The organism is Phycisphaeraceae bacterium (genome assembly GCA_019636555.1).
Lineage (GTDB): Bacteria > Planctomycetota > Phycisphaerae > Phycisphaerales > UBA1924 > JAFEBO01.
On sequence record JAHBXH010000001.1, the window covers coordinates 647,616 to 664,518 of the forward strand.

Genomic DNA, 16,903 nt, shown 5'->3' on the forward strand with positions numbered 1-16,903 from the left:
CTGCGGCATCGTCGTCTTTGGCGTCATCATCGCAAACAGATGGTGGTCGGTTTCGTACACGCGTACGACAGCCACCGAGTTGAAAGTTGAACTCTGGCAAGGCGCTTTTCGCTGGTCGCGTCATGACAATCCGGCATTTCGATTAACCCCGAAACCATCAGAGCTTCTGATAAGCCGTTGGAATCCTTCGCTGATGAACCCGTCGTTCAAGCAGTTTTTGTGGGTTCCGACAATTCAATTCGAGCGTGCGTATTTTGAAGTTGCGTTTCCGCTGTGGTGGCTTGTCATGGTTTGCGCGGGGGTCGCGTCTTGGGGTGCGATGCGCGGCAGGCCAAATCCTCAGAAGTGCGCCGCCTGCGGATACAACATCTCAAATCTGACGTCGTCAATCTGTCCCGAGTGCGGTTCACCCATCAACAATCCGCCCGCATGCGCATCCTCCACATCTCCACACGTTTGATTCTCGGAGGATCGCAGGAGAACACGGTTCTCTCGTGCGAGGGGCAGTCACGCCTTGGCCACGACGTGCATCTGGCGTTCGGCCCGATCTTCGGGCCCGAGGGGTCGCTGTTCGAGCGGGCGAGCAACTTCCGCTGCCGCGACCCCAAGAGCAACGAAGAACTGCGCATCGGCATGCACGAAGTGAAGAGCATGGTGCGCGAGATCAATCCGATCAAGGACCTGCGCTGCTATTTCGCGCTGCGTTCGCTCATCCGTGATCTGAAACCCGACATCGTGCACACGCACAGCAGCAAGGCGGGCGTGCTCGGGCGTGCCGCGGCATGGACGGAGATGAAGCGATTCGCCAAATCGGGGCACCGGCTCGGCGTCGTTCACACGATCCACGGACCGCCCTTTCACAAGTTCCTGCCCAAGCGCACCAATGCGATCTACATCGCCAGCGAGAAGTTCGCGGCACGGCGCTGCCACCGCATCGTCTCGGTCGCCGACGCGATGACCGAGCAGTTTCTCGCCGAGAAGATCGGCACGCCGGATCAGTACAGCACTGTCTACAGCGGCATGGAGGCCGAGCGCTATCTCGACGCACGCGACGCCGACGGAGAGTCCTTCACATCCGATCGCGTGCGCGAATCGCTCGGGCTTTCGCCGATGGACTTTGTCATCGGCACGGTCGCGCGTCTCGCGGAACTTAAGGGCCACGACGATTTGCTCGACGCGCTCGGGAGCGAGCTCAAGGCCAATCCGAACTGGAAACTCTTGTGGGTGGGGGACGGCTGGTGGCGCGATCGGCTCCTGAAGCGCGTTGCGGAGATGGGGCTTTCGGGTCAGATCGTGACGACGGGTCTGGTCCCGAGCGAGCGCGTGCCGGAGATGATGCGGGCGATGGACGTGCTGGTGCATCCGAGTTATCGCGAGGGATTGCCGCGAACGGTGCCGCAGGCGCTGCTCTGCGGTATTCCGGTGATCGCGTACGACGTGGACGGAACGAAAGAAATCTGTCTGGACGGGAAGACGGGATACTTGATTCAGCCCCGCGACCTGGAAGGACTTCGGAAAGCGGTCAAACGGTTGTACGATGCACCGGATGAGCGAGCGCGGATGGCGAACACCGGACGGGAACTCTGCCGCGTGCGGTTCAGCGCCGAGACGATGGTGGATGAATTGGAGAAGATGTACGCCCGGGCGCTGGCGTAGCGCGGCGGTGCTTTCGCTGATCTTGCTGTGCACACACGGAGCATTCGCTCAGCGGCTGCACTTCACAACCGACGAGCCCAAGCCGGGGACCGGCAAGGTTGCGATCGAGCTCGCCGCGGAAGCACGCGAGAAATTCGATGCAATGCGCGAGCGGGGCGCCGCGACACCGGCGGCTCAGGCGAAGCAGGCGTTCCTTGCCGCGGCGGGGGTGTTGCTCGAGGCTGGCGAAGCCAGGGGCGTGAGCGGAACATTTCTCGTCGCTTCGGGAACCGCGATGATGCGGAGCTCGAGCGGCGTGTTCGCCCTGCTCGATGCGGGCAAGCTCGACGACAACGCGGCGCGGCTGCTCGCTTCGGACCTGTCGAAGATCTTGCAATCGCCGCCGCAGAATGCGGCGTCGCTGGATCGCCTGCTCCGCGATGTGTTTGCCAATGTGCTGCAGGCGGGCGAGCTGAATGCGGGCAAGAGCCTTTGGCCGTGGCCGGAAATGCCGGGTGAGCCCGCACCCTCCTGGACCGATTTCACTCGCTTCGGGGACGACGCGGGCGCGCTGGAGGTGCTGCGCGATCGGTGCGCGCTCGGCGAGAACTGGCTTGCGTTCCGGTCCGGGGCAAGGGCGATGATGAGGCTCGTGACCGATGCATCGTGGCTGCTCGGTCGCGAGGCGCAGATCTCTTCGGGGGTGTACAAGCGCTGGAAGGCGGAACTGGTCCGGGGCGCGCTCGAAGTCGTTCAGGCCGAAACGGGAGAGACCGGGCTCGCGCGGCTGAATCGTCTGGCGATTCTCGGTCGAATCTTCTCGATGCTCGATGCGTTTGCGCCCGATCCGGGCGCGAAGCAGCTCGAAAGGGCGCTCGCGGCGCGCGTCGAATTCATGCCCGATGAACCCGAGGCGGGCAATATCGCCGGGCTGCGCCGGCTCGAACAGTGGCTGGACCAAGCTTCCGCTCGGGGCGCGCTGATCGACGAGAAAAAGGTGGTCCGGCAACTGCGCCCGGCGGTGCGCTCGCTCGCCGATCTTGCGAAGCGGACGCAGTCGGAGTTGTTCGACTCGCTGGCGCGCGTCGCGAGCGACCCGCAAGATGCGGGAGACCCGGGCGTGATGGCCTCGGTGAATCTGTTTTCGGAGAACATTGAGTTGCTCCGGCTTCTGCAGCGCGCCAGCGACGCGATCGAGGAACCGGGCAGCGGCGACGCCGTCGCGAGAGAGAACGCCAAGCCGTTCACCGATGCGCTGCTGAAGATCTCAAAGGATGTGGCCGATGTGCGCAAGCGCGATCGCGCGATCGCCGGCCTGCGCAGACTCGCGGCGGACGTCGCGGACCTGCAGGAGCTGCCGGGCGAGCAAAGTCTCGCTTCCAAGGATCCATCGATGGAGACCCTGCTCGGCGACAGGTGTGCCGCGCTCCTAGAGCTGATCGAGCGTGAGCGTGCGGCATGGCGCCGAGAAGTGGGGGCCAAGGCGGGTGCGGCGCCGGGGGGAGAGGGGCACGCGCAGAAGCTCCGAGCCATCGCGATCGTGCTCGGCCTCGCGGTGGATGCGATCGAATGCGGAGCGATCGCGTCGGATTCCAACAGTTCGCTCTTTCGCTGGGGCGGCTGGTGGCTGGAGCGTGGAGCGCTGCGGCGCCAGGCATCCGACGCGGCGGGGGATGTGCTGAAAGTCCTGGATGAGATCGAGGCGGCTGATCCGGCGGCGGCGCTCGGTGCCGCGGAGCGCGGCGTTCGCGGACACGGCGTCGTCATGCTCGCGGCAAAGATTTCGCACGAACTCGCGTCCGCGGGGCGCGACGGGGCGAACGCGGATCAACTCTTCGAACTCCGCGCGATCGCGGGCGGAACGCCAAATTCGCAGTGGGTGCTGCTCGCTTCGTGGCGCGATCCCTTGTCCATCGTCTGCCGCTATGCGCAAGAAGGAGCCGCCGGCAACGCGGAGGCCGGGGACTTTGCTTCGAAGCGGGCGAATGATTTGCTCGGGGCGATGATTCGAATGGGGAGCCACCGATGACGAACACAGGACTGAAACCGTTGTTCCTGGCGCCGGAAGCGGGACCGAAGCAGTATGCGCCGGGCGGCGACCTGATCGTCACGAAATTGCTCAGCACACAGACAGGCGGTTTTCAGTGGATCGAGACGGAGGTGTATCCCGCGGCGGGCCGCCCCTCCATATGCACGAGCGCGAGGACGAGGCATTTTATGTGCTCGAAGGCGAGGTTACCTTCTGCATCGGGGAGTCGGGAGACAGAACAGGCAAGAGCGGCAAGCGGGTCGTCGCGCGCGAGGGCTCGGTCGTCTTTGGGCCGCGGGGCACAGCGCACACGTTCAAGAATTGCTCTCAGGCTCCGGCGCGGATGCTCGTGATGGTGAACCCCGGCGCCAACTTCGAGGCGTTCTTCGCGAAGATCGGGGCGCCGGATGCCGGAGGCGACGCGCCGTCGGCGCAGGTGCTGATCGAGCGCACGATGAAGCATGCATCGGAGTTCGGACTCATGATCCTCGGGCCGAATCCGCTCTGAAGCAGATTCACCACGGAGAACACGGAGATCACGGAGAGAGATGCAAGAAATTGAATTGGCGATCTCTCACACGAGCGGCACGTTCGATGCTGATTCTCCACTGCTTCTCACAAACTCTTTGAATTGTTTCGTGCTCTCTGTACAACTGTGCGGCGAGAATCTTTTCTCATCCGCGATTGGGTGTGAGACCTGGACCGGCGCGCGCGAGGATCACTTTGGTGTACGCGGTTTGGAAACCCATGCGCCGGACGTTGCGTTCGGTTCCGGCGCCCGGGCGCGAGCCGATGGTGGCGACGAGCACGCCGCGGTCCGCGGCATGGTTCAGGCGTGCGGCGATGAGCGATTGCTGCACGCCCCGGCGCCGGAACGCGGGCAGAGTCGAAAGCCCGAAGAGGCAACCGAGTTCGCTGTGGAGTTCGAGCGAGCCCGCTCCGGCGTCGCGGGTTTGGTTCGCGTCGCGGATGCTCGCGATGAACGATTCGGTGCGCGGGTGCTTGACGATGCGCGACCAGAGCGCGAAATCGGACTCGGGCATCTCGCGATCGGGCTCTTTCGAGCCGGTCATCGCGATGCGCGAGAACGTGCGGATTTCGGATTCGTCGTTCTTGTCCACGATCCGGATCGCGATCGTCGGGTCGGCCGGCTGCGCGGGCGCGACGCGTTCTTCCTTTGAGATTTCACGGTAGAGCACATTGTCGAAATCGCGCACACGGAAGTTGAGCGCTTCGCAGCAGCGGATCACCGACACATCCGCCAGCGGGCAGACCTCGATGCGCGGCTCGATGCCGGCCTCTTCGTAGAACGCGATGATCGATTCAATCTCTTCACGCGCGACCGGGCCGTTCATGCCCAGGCCGACGGCGAGGTTGTTCCACGCGCCCGGTGTGCCGCGGCAGGCAACGCCTCCGGACTTGATCTCCAGCACGGCATCGGAAATCTCCGCGCAGCCGACCGCGAGGCGGGATTCTTCGAGGCGGGCGATGGAGGGGATGTCCATTGAGGCGTGCAGAATAGCCTGCAAAATATGCGGTCTTGACAGTTCGTATTTTGTTCACTAGGCTGTTCACATGGCGCAAGGAAGCGGCATTGAGTGGACGGAAGCGACCTGGAATCCGGTTGCTGGTTGCACTCCAATTTCACCGGGCTGTTTGAACTGTTATGCCGCGCGGATGGCGCTGCGGCTTGAACGAATCAGCGAGGGTGGCTGCGCGAAATATAAGGGCACTGCAAAGCGCGCAAAGAACGGCCGTCCGGTATTCACGGGCCGCATCAATCTCGACTATGACGCGCTCGATCTGCCGCGAAGGTGGCGCAAGGGCCGACGCATCTTTGTGAATTCGATGAGCGACCTCTTTCATGAAAACGTGCCTGAGTCATTTATCGAGGATGTCTTTGCGGTGATGAACGAATGCCCGCAACATCAGTTTCAGGTGCTGACGAAGCGGCCGGAGCGCGCTCTTAAGCTGTCACCACGCGTGCAATGGACAAGGAACATTTGGCTCGGTACGTCCGTCGAGAATGCGATGTACACCCATCGCATCGAGACACTGCGGCTAGTGCCAGCACAGATTCGGTTCCTGTCGTGCGAGCCACTGATCGGGCCGATGCCGAAATTGCCACTCAAGGGGATTCACTGGGTGATCGTCGGTGGAGAGAGCGGGCCAGGATCAAGGTCGATGGAGCCGCGGTGGGTGGAGCAGATTCGCGATCGATGCCTCGCAAGCGAGGTTGCGTTTTTCTTTAAGCAATGGGGCGGCGTACGGAAGCACGAGACCGGGCGAGAGCTTGACGGTCGTTTCTGGAATGAAATGCCCGAGGAATCAAAGGAATGCCCATCGTCGCAGCTGATGACGGCCTAGCCCTTCCAGAGGTTGGGCCGTGGTCAAAGCGAAAGTATCATTTCTTGAGCCGGTACATTTCCGCCTTTACAGTTGCGATGCGCAATAAATGGCCCGAGCTTCACTACATCGATTTGTTTGCCGGCGCGGGATTCGCTCGTATTCGCGACACTTCGGAAATTGTTCTGGGAAGCCCAATGTTGGCTGCAGCGACTTTGACACCGTTCACTCGGATTCATGTTTGCGAACGCGACGCCGCGAACCTAAAGGCGCTGAAGACAAGACTGGGGCGAGCGCAGTTGACGAATCCTGCTCGGATAGTTCCAGGAGACGCGAACGCCGTCATCCACGATTTGGTGGCACAGGTGCCACAACAAGGCGCCCTTTGTTTGACATTCGCCGATCCTTTCGGTCTTCATCTCGATTTCGCGACCGTTGAAGTGATTGCCAATCTCAACGGCGATCTAGTTTTGCTATTCGCGGACAACATGGATGCACTCAGGAATTGGGCGGCGTACTACAAATCAAATCCCCAGTCAAATTTGGACAGGTTCATGGGCGAAGGCGGCTGGCGAGACTTGCTTGAGAAGTCTCCCTCCGATCAAGCAGCGGACAAGCTAAAGAAGCGGTATGAGCAACAACTTCGCGCTCGATGCGGATACAAGCACTTCGCCTACCAAAGGGTTCGAAATAGCCACGATCGCGACATCTACACGCTCGTGTACGCCACAAAACACAAGATTGGGATCACCATTTGGAACAAAGTCTCGGGAATCGACGAGAAAGGGCAGCGTAGTTTTATTTTCCCGGAGGACTAGCTCAGCACGCGCTTGCCAAAATCCAGCTTCATCGCCTTCTTCGCCAGATACAACGTCTCTTCCGCGACGGCATTCGCGCGTTTCACGCCGTCCTTGATGATGTCGATGACGACATCATCGCCGCCGGGCTTTTCGTACTCCGCGCGGCGTGCACGCATCGGCGTCAGGAGCGTGTTGATTGCCGCGGCAAGCTCTTGCTTGATGTGTCCATCGCCGATGTTGTCGCCCCGCTTGTAGCGATCTTTGAGTTCCGCGACGCGGGCTTCGTCTGTGATGAACGCTTCGACGAATTTGAAGAGGATGTTGTCCGGATCGCCGGGCTCGGTCGGGCTCTGGCGACCGGTCGTGATCTTGTTGATCTTCTTTTGAACTTCCTTCTCGTTATCGGAGAGGAAGATCGCGTTGCCGAGGCTCTTGCTCATCTTCTGCTTGCCGTCGCCAACCCCCGGCAGCCGCCCCACGCGCCCGATCAGCGCCTCGGGAATCGGGAAGACGCCCCCGGCCTGCACGTAGTCCTTGTCTTCCGTGCGGTTGGGCACGTTGCAGTAGAGCTGATCGAATTTGCGTGCCGCCTTGCGGCACATCTCGATGTGCGGGGCCTGATCTTCGCCCACAGGCACGTACACCGGGCGGAACGCCAGAATGTCCGCGCACTGGCCGACGGTGTACATCGGGAAACCGAAACTGTGCGAATCGCCCAGGCCCTTGGTTTCGAGTTCGTGGATGAGCGTCGGATTGCCCATCACGTCGTTGAAGCTGAGCAGCATCGCGAAGAACCACGTGAGTTCCGCGATCGCGGGGATCTCGGTCTGGAGAACGATTGTGGATTTCTTCGGGTCGATGCCCGCCGCGAGCCAGTCCTTGACGATCTCGATGGTGTCCTGGCGGATGTCGGCGGGCTTGTCGAAACGCGTGGTGAACGCGTGCATGTTGGCGAGCAGGAAGTAACAGTCGTACTTGTCCTGGAGCGCGACGCGGCGTTCAACGCTGCCGACCCAGTGGCCAAGGTGCAGACGGCCGGTGGGGGTATCGCCGGTGAGGATGCGGGGTTTGGAAGAATTGCTGCTCGGGCTTGAGGTCATGGGCCCAAGCGTAGGAATCGGCAAGTCGGATTGCGGGCAAGTTGGTTTTCACGCACAAGAGGAATCGCGCAGATCGAATGCAAACGTTCCGGCGCGTTCTCACTTGTTCAGCCAGATCGTCATCGCGACATTGACCGCATTGAACATCGCGTGCATGACGATCGGGACCGAGAGCTTGCCGGTGCGCTGCATCGCGATGCCGAGGGCAAGGCCGAGCACGAACAGCACCGGGAGCACGGTCGAGAGTGTTTCGGATGGAACAGCCCCGATGTGTGCCGCGGCAAAGAGCGCGGCAGTCACGAGCACGCCGAGCCAGGCGCGTTTGAACGCACGGACCAGCGCGGACTGCAGGAAATAGCGGTAGATGAGTTCCTCGACGATCGGCGTGATGAGAATTGCCGCGGCCGCCTGTGTCCACGCCCACGGATCGCTCCGGCTGTCGGAAATCGTCTGAAGTGTGTTGTGCCCGATCGTGGGGGGGCTGGATTCTTTGAACGCGCGATAGATCTCGAGCGCGACGAGGCCGGTTGCGTTGACGACGGGGAGCGCCACGACGATGGCAAGCAAGCCGATGCCGAGGTCTTTCCAGGTCGGGCGCTTGAGCCCGCCGCTGGCGAGCGCGAGCATCGCGAAGCCGGCGATAAGGCCGGCGAATCCCTGGCCGAGCATCGCGATGGAGTTGCCCTTGGTGCTGCCCGCTGTCACTCCGCCGAGCCAACTCGCGTTGAGGCGGATCTGTGAATTGATCGCTTCGGCGCCGACCCCCATCGCAAGATAAATGACGACCGCGGCAAAGAGGAAAGCCCACCACGGCCGGTCCGAACCGCCTGCTCCATCTCCGCCCTTGCCGCCACCCTTGCCTCCGGATTGACCGAGCGATGAAGGCTTGATGACATTTCCGAACCAGAGACAGCCGACAACGGCCGCGCCGAGCGCGATCTGCAACCAGACCCACTGCTTCGAACTCACGCGGGGCGGATCGGTGCTCGGCTTCCCGACTTCGGGCGCGCGGGGCTTCGGCGTCGGGACCTGCTGCGCCCCGAGCGTGGTTTCATCGGCTTTGGTGGAACCGCTCGCTAGAGCGGTGGCGCTTCCATCACCGGTTAGGAAACCAGCGGTACCAAATGGTTCAGCATCTGCCGCACCTGCCCCAAGCCCTGCAAGAATCAGGCCGAAGAAGAGAATGAGGACCGGCCACCGGGAGTTCTGCTTGCCCAGCGTGTTAACCGAAATCGTCGAGCACAAGCGCGCCGAACTCGTGAAAGCCAAAGAAGCGCTGCCGTTGTCCGAGTTGGAGGCGATGGTCGCGCAGGAAGAAAGTCCGCGCAACTTCTTTGCCGCCGTGACGCACCGGCAGAACAACCCGTTCGATACCGCGATCATCGCGGAAGTGAAGAGGCGCAGCCCGAGCGCGGGGCTGATCCGGCGGGAGTTTGAAGGCGATTCCTTTCGCCCGGAAGACATCGCCAGAAAGTATCACGCCGCCGGGGCGGCCGCGATTTCGTGCCTGACCGATCGGGAGTACTTTGGGGGCGATCTTTCATTTATCCAGCGGATCAAGGCGGCGGTTCCGTTGCCGGTCCTGCGGAAGGATTTCATCATCGATCCGTATCAGTTGTGGGAGGCCCGGGCCTTCGGGGCGGACGCGGTTCTGCTCATCGCCGAGTGCCTCGCCGAGGGCGAGATGCTGGACCTGATGATTCTGGCTCAGCAGCTCCAATTGACGGTACTTCTCGAGGTGCACGATATGGAAAACCTGCTCCGGGTACGCCCACATGTGGGGTTTCCGCACCGGGGGTATGGGCTTTTGGGAATCAATAACCGCAATCTGGCCACGATGGAGGTGGACCTGAACCACACCCTCCGTTTGGCCGATCTGGTGGAGGACCGGAGCATTCTGGTCAGCGAGTCGGGAATCCGAACCTCGGCCGACCTGGCGCGCTTCAGGAGTCAGGGAATCCGGATCGTTCTGGTCGGGGAGCATCTCATGCGCCAGCCAGACCCCGGAGAGGCCCTTTCGAACATGCTCAACCCCGAATCCGGCCCGAACTTCTGATTTGACTACCCTTCGGGGCGATTCCCGATTCAACCCGCCGCCGCGTTTTCGTGCGGCATGGAGACTTTCAGAAATGAACAGCAGGCATCTCTTCCTGACCCGACTCAGTGCCGCGTGCGTCGTTGCCCTTGCCGGCGCCGCCTTCGCCCAGGAACACCAGCCCGCGCAGGAGTCGACGGTTCAAGCCCGGAATCCGCAGCGTGCTCAGGCCCAGCACCAGCAGCAGTCGGAGGTCGCCCAGAACAATGTTCAGCAGCCCGAAGCCAAAGAGCTGCTCGAAAAATCGCGAGATGCCATCGCCGCCGCGAAGACGCTCGAATTCGACCTGTTCGCACCGCAGATCGGTCTGATGGGTGGAGAGCGCAGCCCCAAGAACGTGAAGGCGCACATGGCGCTGACCCGGTCGGACACCGGCGGCTGGATCATGCACATGACGGGCAGCGGCACCGTCGCTCGCGATTCAACTCCGAGCGAGTTCGATGTCGTGTGGGATCGCCAGTCGATCACGTGGGTGGATAACCAGGCAAAGACCGTGTACACACGCCCGTTCGGGCAGGCGCGCGGATTCAAAGGCCTTCAGATGATCAACGGCCTGCGCATTCCGGCGATTTCCGGCGATCGTCCGCTGGGCGAGGAATTGGCGCAGCCGGTGATGCAGCTCCAGGGAGTTGAAGAAATCGCAGGGGTTCCGTGCGATGTCGTGCTGACGGGAACTTCGCTCGAGGGCAACGGCAACCGCAAGAAGGTCTGGGTCGCCAAGAGCGATCTGATCCCGCGCAAGCTCGAGAACATCATCGACAGCAAACTGATCAACGCGAGCACATCGGTGGAGCTTTCGAACGTCCGCGTGAACGAAACCATCCCGCCGGATCGCGCCGGGATTGTGCCGCCGGAGGGATACGCGGTTGACAAGAGCGAGCCGGTCGTGAACAAGCCGATCAAGCTCGACAAGCTGGCCGTGCCGGACTTCGAACTCTCGACGCCCGAAGGCACCAAGGTGAGCAAGGCCTCGCTCGCGGGGAACGTCGCCGTGATCCAGTTCTGGGGAACGTGGTCGAACCCGTCCAAGCGCAGCCACGAGGAACTCCAGCAGCTCGCCGACAGCTACAAGGAAAAGGGAGTCAAGTTCTTCATCGCATCGGTGCGTGAGAAGGACGCCGAGGGAGTCATCGGCTACGTGAAGGAGTCGAACATCGGCATTCCGGTGCTGCTCGAGGGCGATTCGCTCGCCGAGCGGCTCGATGTGCAGAGCGTGCCGACGGCGGTGGTCATCGGCGCCGACGGCGCGAACGTGCGTGTCGTCTCCAACTACCTGAAAGAGACGACGATGAAGGAAATCGCGGACGGCATCGAGACGGCGCTGAAGGACGCGGCAGAGAAGAAAGATGCCGCGGAACACCCGGCCGATATGCCCAAGCACGAGTTGCCGCAGACCGGCGACACCAAGCCAGCCGACAAATAAGGTTTCGGCGCGATCGTGAGTTCACTTTGAGCAGCCCCGAGCGGGGCTGCTTTTCTTTTTGCACGCGCCGCCCGCCTCTCTACCCTTGTCGCCATGTCCGACTTTCAGGCCCCCAAAGGAACGCGCGATTTCTACCCGGCCGACGCGGCGCGCCGTCGCTTCATCACCGAAGCCTGGCGGTTTGCGTCGATTCGGCACGGCTTCGAGGAGATCGATGGCCCGATCTTCGAGCATCTCGATCTCTACACCGTGAAGAGCGGCGAGGGAATCGTCAGCGAGCTGTTCTCGTTCCAGCGCGCGGGCGGCGAAAAGGACTACGCGCTGCGTCCGGAGTTCACGCCGACTTTGGCGCGCTTGTACGCGGCACGCGCGGGCAGCCTTCCCAAGCCGACAAGATGGTTCACCGCCGGGCCGTTTTTTCGTGCCGAGAAGCCGCAGCGCGGCAGGCTCCGCGAGTTTCTCCAGTGGAACGCCGACATCCTGGGCGATGCGTCGCCTGCCGCGGACGCCGAGATCATCGCGACCTGTGTTTCGCTTCTCTCTTCGCTCGGGCTGACGAGCAAAGACGTCCGCGTCAAGGTGAATCACCGCGCGGCACTCGGCGCGTGGCTGCTCAGCCGGGGCGTTCAGCCCGAGGCGCAGGCCGAACTCTTCAAGTTGCTCGATGCCAAGGGCAAAATGCCGGCGCCTGAATTCGCGCAGAAGATCGGAGACTTCGGTTTCAGTCCGCAGCAGGCTGAAGTCTTCCAGAAGGGGCTCGTGCGCATCACGGTCCCGGCGGCGGTCGACCCGAGCAAGGAAGCCGTCGATCCGTTCCAGCCTCCGGCGCTCGACCCCGCGGTCCGCGATGTGCTCGACCTGACTTATTTTTCCGATGCGGTCATGCCGCTCGCGAAGGAACTCGTCGCGGCGGGGATCATCGATTGGATCGACTTCGACCTGAGCGTCGTACGCGGACTCGCCTACTACACAGGCATGGTCTTCGAAGTGCACGAGGCAACGGGCGCCGAGCGAGCGATCGCGGGGGGCGGGCGCTACGACAATCTTGTGGAACTCTTTGATGGTCCGCCGACCCCGGCGGTGGGTTTCGGCATGGGCGACGTCGTCCTCGGGCTCGTGCTCGAGGACCGGGGCCTCATGCCCAAAGACGTCGACCTGCTCCGGCGAATCGGCGCGACGCCGGAAGTGTTCGTGATTCCCGGGCCGGCGCCGGAGGCGGAGCTTCTTGTCAAGCCGCTGCTCGCGCGCCTGCGTGCCGCGGGACGCCACGCGCGGGCGTCATCGAAGTCCACGCGGAACGTCGGCAAGCTGCTAAAGGATGCGAACGACCAGGGCGCGCGGATCGCCATGATCATCGAAACCAAAGAGACCGTCGCGCTCAAGGACCTCACCACCGGCGAGCAGTCACAGCCGATGCTGGTCGCCGAGGCGTTCGCGCGGCTCGGCATAGTGCTATGAAAGGCATTCACCACACAGCGACTGTGTTTGATTTCAAGATTGAGGGTGAGATTTTGAGCGGATTTTTGACCCCACAGAACATCCCGTATGAGCGCGTCGGCGATGGTCGGGAGCTTGCGGCATGCCGGCGGTCATCGCCACCTTGTGCGGTTTGTTGTTGGCGATCATCCGTTCGAAGTCTTCAGGGATGACCGGGTTGCAGCGGGCCGCGGTGAGAGGTGCCATGTAGAGCGCGTTGCGGACCTCCATTCGGCCGCCTCGGACGTGCCGCGGTTCCCGACCGTGCAGGTTTTCACGGATCGATCGGAGGTCGTGGCGTGTTGATCGCCGACACATCGTCATACAAGTTAAGCGACTGCGACCAAAGGAACTGTGCCATTTCGGGGTCTTCGAATGCGCCACATTCCGGACACCTCTTAGTTGCTAGTTCAAGAGAGTACGGATATGCACAATTTGTACAAGCGACGCCATTGTGGGCACGGACCAAATTCAGTTGTACTGAATTCTTCTTATTTAGATAGTGTACCAGTGCAAGCGACGCAATTGGTATAACAGGAAACGCCCATTTCCAATTCGAATTAATATTGCCGACATAAAGCACCAGGACGCCAGTAAGAACTAAAAGCAATGCGAGCGCATAGATGGCAATAACCCGTCTTTCGATGCGATGAAGGAACGCCGGGATGGTATACTGCGGCCACCGGTAGGGGTTATTGCGGTATGTGGTGGTCATCCTTGCATTTCTGAACATCTCGGCGATATTCTCCCATAGCATGGTCGGGCAGACTAAGCTGGAGCGTGCGCTCTGTGTCTCTGCCGTGAACTCTCATCACCAGATCCAGCGCACATTTCCAAAGTCCGGAATCGGGATCAAGCCCCACTTGCGCGAAAGTGCCGGGAAGAAGACGCAGAACGCTTTGCCCACGATCAGATCCCGCGGCACGACGCCCGGGCGATCATCGATCAGTTCCGCCACCCACGGATCGGGCTCGCCCCAGAGCCGCGCATCAAGGCTCGCCGGGCTGTTGTCGCCCATCATGAAAAACTCGTTGGCGTGTTGGATCGCGAGCGTCGTCGGGTGGCTGCCGCGGCAGGGCGTATCGCGCCACTGGGGCATCACGTGCTGCGCCGGCTGGTAAAAGAGATCGCGGTCCAGCCGCACGCGGTGCAGTTCCGCCGGACCCGAGACGTCGATCTTGACTTCCGGCTTCGTGTAGTTAAACGGTTCCGAAAGCGGGACGGGGCGCACCGCGAGCGAGAGCATCGCCTCAAGCGGTTTGCCGGTGGAATACTCGACGCGCTGCGCAGGTGTCCAGTCGTAGAAACCCTCGCACACGAGTTCGCCATCGATGAAGAGCTGGAGCGCCTGATCGACATGGCGGAAATCGAGGTTGGTCACGCGATCCGGGCCGAGTGGCCGGATGCCTTCTTTGCTTGCGAGCACTTTCCACGGCGCATTCGCATCACCGATCGGGCGCATTTCGACCAGCGCCTTTGTTCCTTCAACGCGCCCGCGGAATTCGTGTGAGTTGACTTTGATCGTCGCGCCGGCGCTCGCGCTGGCGCTCGCGGGCTTGATGCCGTAGCTCACGCGCAGGTCCGGAACCGGGTAGCGCTGCACGGGCATGTTCTTTCGAGCGTTGAGCTGGGGCGTGTCGTTGTAGTGATTGAGATCCGTGATCGGGCGAAACTTGGTATCCCATGTCAGGCTGCCGGGGCCGGCGCCGTCGTACCTGTACACGGTCGTGTCGTTGACCGTCCACTTGTCGCCGCCCGGCACCCACGGCGAAGTAAACCAGCGCTTGCCGTCGCGCACGGGATTCAGCGGCTCGTAGGTACTGTCGAAAATCAGCTGCCAGGTCGCGTTCTGGGCGCGGAGCGGCTTGCGCGCGATCTTCCACTCGGAGTTCTCCCAGCACTCGGCCGGGGTTTCCTTCCGGTCCGGCCTGAACGGGCGGACGAACACATCGCCGTCGACAATCGAAAGCTCCTCGTTTTCAAGACCGACGAGACGCTTGATGTAGTAGACCTGCGGGTTGGTCGGGTTGCGGAAGACGACAACATCCCAGCGGGCCGGATCGCCGTAGGGGTAGTCGTACTTCATGACGAAGATGCGGTCGCCGCTGCTCGAGTCTTTGGTGAACGGGGGGAGCAGCCGGTCGGTGTTGGGCTCGTGCGCCGTCGTGATCTGCTGACGGGGCTGCGCGTTCTCCATGTTTCCGTCCACAAAGTCGGACGGGCTGATCGGCCACTGGTAGCCGTTGTCTTTGTCGCGGATGCGCACGTGCGCGCCGAGCAGGGTGGGGGCCATCGATCCGGTGGGAATCTGGAACGGCTCGAGCACGATGCCGCGGAAGATGAGCGCGATCGTGAACGCGATCAGAAGCGAGATGACTGTTTCTTTCACCGAGGTCGGTTGCTGGCCCGGCTTTGCAACATTGGCTTCTGTCATGATCACCTTTGCTATCGGTTCACCGGCGCTGCTTCCTCGCCGGGACCATCGAACTCAATTCGTTCATTACGCGCCCGAAGGACCTCCGCCCCCGTTTCGCGGAGCGCTCGGACCCTGAGGCCCGCGGCCCCCCGATTGTCCACCCGGGCCGGCCTGCCCACCCTGCTGTCCACTCGATCCGCCACCCCGCCGTCTGCGCCGGCGTCTGCCGCGGCGAGGTCCGCCTTCCTGGCGCTCTTCACGAGGGGCATCGTCCATCGTGCCGTCGTCGGTCGGAATGTCGTCAAGGTCCAGTGGCTGGTCAGAAGCGGGGCGGGGAGGCTGCTGAGGTGCGCGCTGCGGCGGGCCGCCACCCTGCGGTCTTGGTCCTGCGGGTCTTGGTGCTGAGGGTCTTGGTCCTGAAGGTTTGGTGCCCGGAGCTTGTTGGCCTTCGGTCGGCGGGCGCGCTGGTTTGCCCGCGTGGGGAGTTCCTTCCCGCGCCGGACCTTGACGCGCATCGGGGCGACGAGGTCCGGCGCCTCGGGCCTGAACCTCTCCCGGCGGCGGCCGCGGCGGCGCTGAAGCGCTCTTGGGCGGCGCGAGATTCTCAACCGGGATCGCGACCTGCTTCGGCCTTCCGAGTTCATCGAGCGCATCGAGCTCGATCAGCACGAGCTGCGTAAGGATTTGCCCATCGATCACGATACCGTCGCCCTCTGGCGTGCCGACGCGCGTGCGCTTGTGCGGCAGGCGCTTGCGGAGATCTTCGTAGGTCTGATCTTCGTAGCGCAGGCAGCACATCAGTCGCCCGCATCGGCCCGAAATTTTCAGCGGGTCGAGCGTCGCCTTCTGCACCTTGGCGCTTTTCATGCTCACGGGCTTGAGCACCTTGAGGAAGTTCTTGCAGCAGCAGTACTGGCCGCATTTCTCGTAGTCGGCTGTGAGTCGGGCCTCGTCGCGCGCGCCGACGGGGTGAAAATCGACGCGCCCGCGGAACTCGCGCGCGAGCGTCGGGCCGAGATCGCGGAACTCGACGCGTTCTTCGCTGAGGAAGTGAACGATCACGCGTTCGCCCCCGAGCAGCGGCTCGACATCGACGATTTTGATGTGACCAAAGCCGGCGCGCTCGGCGCTCGAACGCGCGCGGAGCTTGAGCTCGTGCTTGCTCTGTTCGATCTGCGATTGGCGATTCAGGTCATCGACGGTCGCGACGCGGAGCACACGCCCGTCGGTGAAGAACGGGTAGTCGCGTCCGCCCGAGTTGTCGATGTACTCGAGCATCTCCTTGCGGCTCACGCTCTTGGAGCAGCCCGAATTCGGGCAGGTGCTCGTGAGCATCTCGCCGAGTTCCGTGCCGCGGTGGGTACGCACGACGAGCTTGCTGCCGCAGCCCGGCTTGGCCGAGCCGTCGTACGGGTATTCGCCGACGAGTTTCATCGCACCGAAGCGCACGACGATGGTCTTCGGCGGCGCGAGCGCGCCGTACGCCTCACGATCGGACTGCTCCTTGAGATGGGCGTCTGCCTCGAACTGTGGGAGCGGAACGATCGGCATGAAGTCTCACAGAAAGACGGGCAGAACCCGCC

General features: G+C 62.4%; 14 protein-coding genes. 8 read left to right on the forward strand and 6 right to left on the reverse strand.

Going from position 1 to position 16,903, the window contains the following annotated elements; translation table 11 throughout:
• Positions 1-429 precede the first annotated feature (429 nt).
• The 3 genes from KF691_02665 to KF691_02675 all read left to right on the forward strand — a co-directional run bounded on the left by KF691_02665 (position 430) and on the right by KF691_02675 (position 4,172).
• Entirely contained in the window at positions 430-1,656 is a 1,227-nt protein-coding gene (locus tag KF691_02665; protein MBX3388340.1) for a glycosyltransferase family 4 protein, read from the forward strand.
• The gene (locus KF691_02670) at positions 1,619-3,664 is read left to right on the forward strand and encodes a hypothetical protein (protein ID MBX3388341.1); all 2,046 of its coding nucleotides are present in this window, start codon (positions 1,619-1,621) and stop codon (positions 3,662-3,664) included. Before KF691_02665 ends, KF691_02670 begins: the two co-directional genes overlap by 38 nt.
• A gap of 115 nt (positions 3,665-3,779) precedes the next feature.
• Complete coding sequence (locus tag KF691_02675) at positions 3,780-4,172, forward strand: cupin domain-containing protein (protein MBX3388342.1); 393 nt, start codon at positions 3,780-3,782, stop codon at positions 4,170-4,172.
• A gap of 166 nt (positions 4,173-4,338) precedes the next feature.
• Here KF691_02675 and KF691_02680 read toward each other — a convergent pair whose 3' ends face one another.
• Positions 4,339-5,169 carry a hypothetical protein gene (locus KF691_02680; GenBank protein ID MBX3388343.1) on the reverse strand — a complete coding sequence of 277 codons (831 nt, stop codon included), beginning with the start codon at positions 5,167-5,169 and terminating at the stop codon, positions 4,339-4,341.
• A gap of 70 nt (positions 5,170-5,239) precedes the next feature.
• Here KF691_02680 and KF691_02685 point away from each other — a divergent pair, with 70 nt between their 5' ends.
• Both KF691_02685 and tcmP read left to right on the forward strand, forming a co-directional pair.
• Complete coding sequence (locus KF691_02685; GenBank protein ID MBX3388344.1) at positions 5,240-6,031, forward strand: phage Gp37/Gp68 family protein; 792 nt, start codon at positions 5,240-5,242, stop codon at positions 6,029-6,031.
• Positions 6,001-6,828 carry a three-Cys-motif partner protein TcmP gene (gene tcmP / locus KF691_02690; GenBank protein ID MBX3388345.1) on the forward strand — a complete coding sequence of 276 codons (828 nt, stop codon included), beginning with the start codon at positions 6,001-6,003 and terminating at the stop codon, positions 6,826-6,828. The genes KF691_02685 and tcmP overlap by 31 nt, the downstream gene beginning before the upstream one ends.
• Here the strand turns inward: tcmP and trpS are convergent.
• Together trpS and KF691_02700 are read right to left on the reverse strand one after the other, a co-directional pair.
• Positions 6,825-7,910 carry a tryptophan--tRNA ligase gene (gene trpS, locus KF691_02695; protein MBX3388346.1) on the reverse strand — a complete coding sequence of 362 codons (1,086 nt, stop codon included), beginning with the start codon at positions 7,908-7,910 and terminating at the stop codon, positions 6,825-6,827. The genes tcmP and trpS overlap by 4 nt on opposite strands.
• A 99-nt stretch (positions 7,911-8,009) precedes the next feature.
• Complete coding sequence (locus KF691_02700) at positions 8,010-9,155, reverse strand: CPBP family intramembrane metalloprotease (GenBank protein ID MBX3388347.1); 1,146 nt, start codon at positions 9,153-9,155, stop codon at positions 8,010-8,012.
• Here KF691_02700 and trpC point away from each other — a divergent pair.
• The 3 genes from trpC (at position 9,121) to hisS (ending at position 12,886) form a co-directional block, all read left to right on the forward strand.
• Entirely contained in the window at positions 9,121-9,966 is an 846-nt protein-coding gene (gene trpC, locus KF691_02705) for an indole-3-glycerol phosphate synthase TrpC (protein MBX3388348.1), read from the forward strand. The two genes, KF691_02700 and trpC, sit on opposite strands and share 35 nt — an antisense overlap.
• A gap of 73 nt (positions 9,967-10,039) precedes the next feature.
• Entirely contained in the window at positions 10,040-11,428 is a 1,389-nt protein-coding gene (locus KF691_02710; protein ID MBX3388349.1) for a redoxin family protein, read from the forward strand.
• 93 nt (positions 11,429-11,521) lie between these two features.
• Positions 11,522-12,886: a histidine--tRNA ligase gene (gene hisS, locus KF691_02715; protein ID MBX3388350.1), complete on the forward strand. Its 1,365-nt coding sequence runs from the start codon at positions 11,522-11,524 to the stop codon at positions 12,884-12,886.
• 292 nt (positions 12,887-13,178) lie between these two features.
• Here the strand turns inward: hisS and KF691_02720 are convergent, their stop codons facing one another.
• From KF691_02720 to KF691_02730, 3 genes are all read right to left on the reverse strand, one after another.
• Positions 13,179-13,619 carry a hypothetical protein gene (locus KF691_02720; GenBank protein MBX3388351.1) on the reverse strand — a complete coding sequence of 147 codons (441 nt, stop codon included), beginning with the start codon at positions 13,617-13,619 and terminating at the stop codon, positions 13,179-13,181.
• A gap of 96 nt (positions 13,620-13,715) precedes the next feature.
• Positions 13,716-15,338, reverse strand: coding sequence for a hypothetical protein (locus KF691_02725; GenBank protein ID MBX3388352.1), 1,623 nt, complete (start codon positions 15,336-15,338; stop codon positions 13,716-13,718).
• Positions 15,339-15,404: 66 nt separating this feature from the next.
• Entirely contained in the window at positions 15,405-16,871 is a 1,467-nt protein-coding gene (locus KF691_02730; protein MBX3388353.1) for a hypothetical protein, read from the reverse strand.
• Positions 16,872-16,903: the final 32 nt, after the last annotated feature.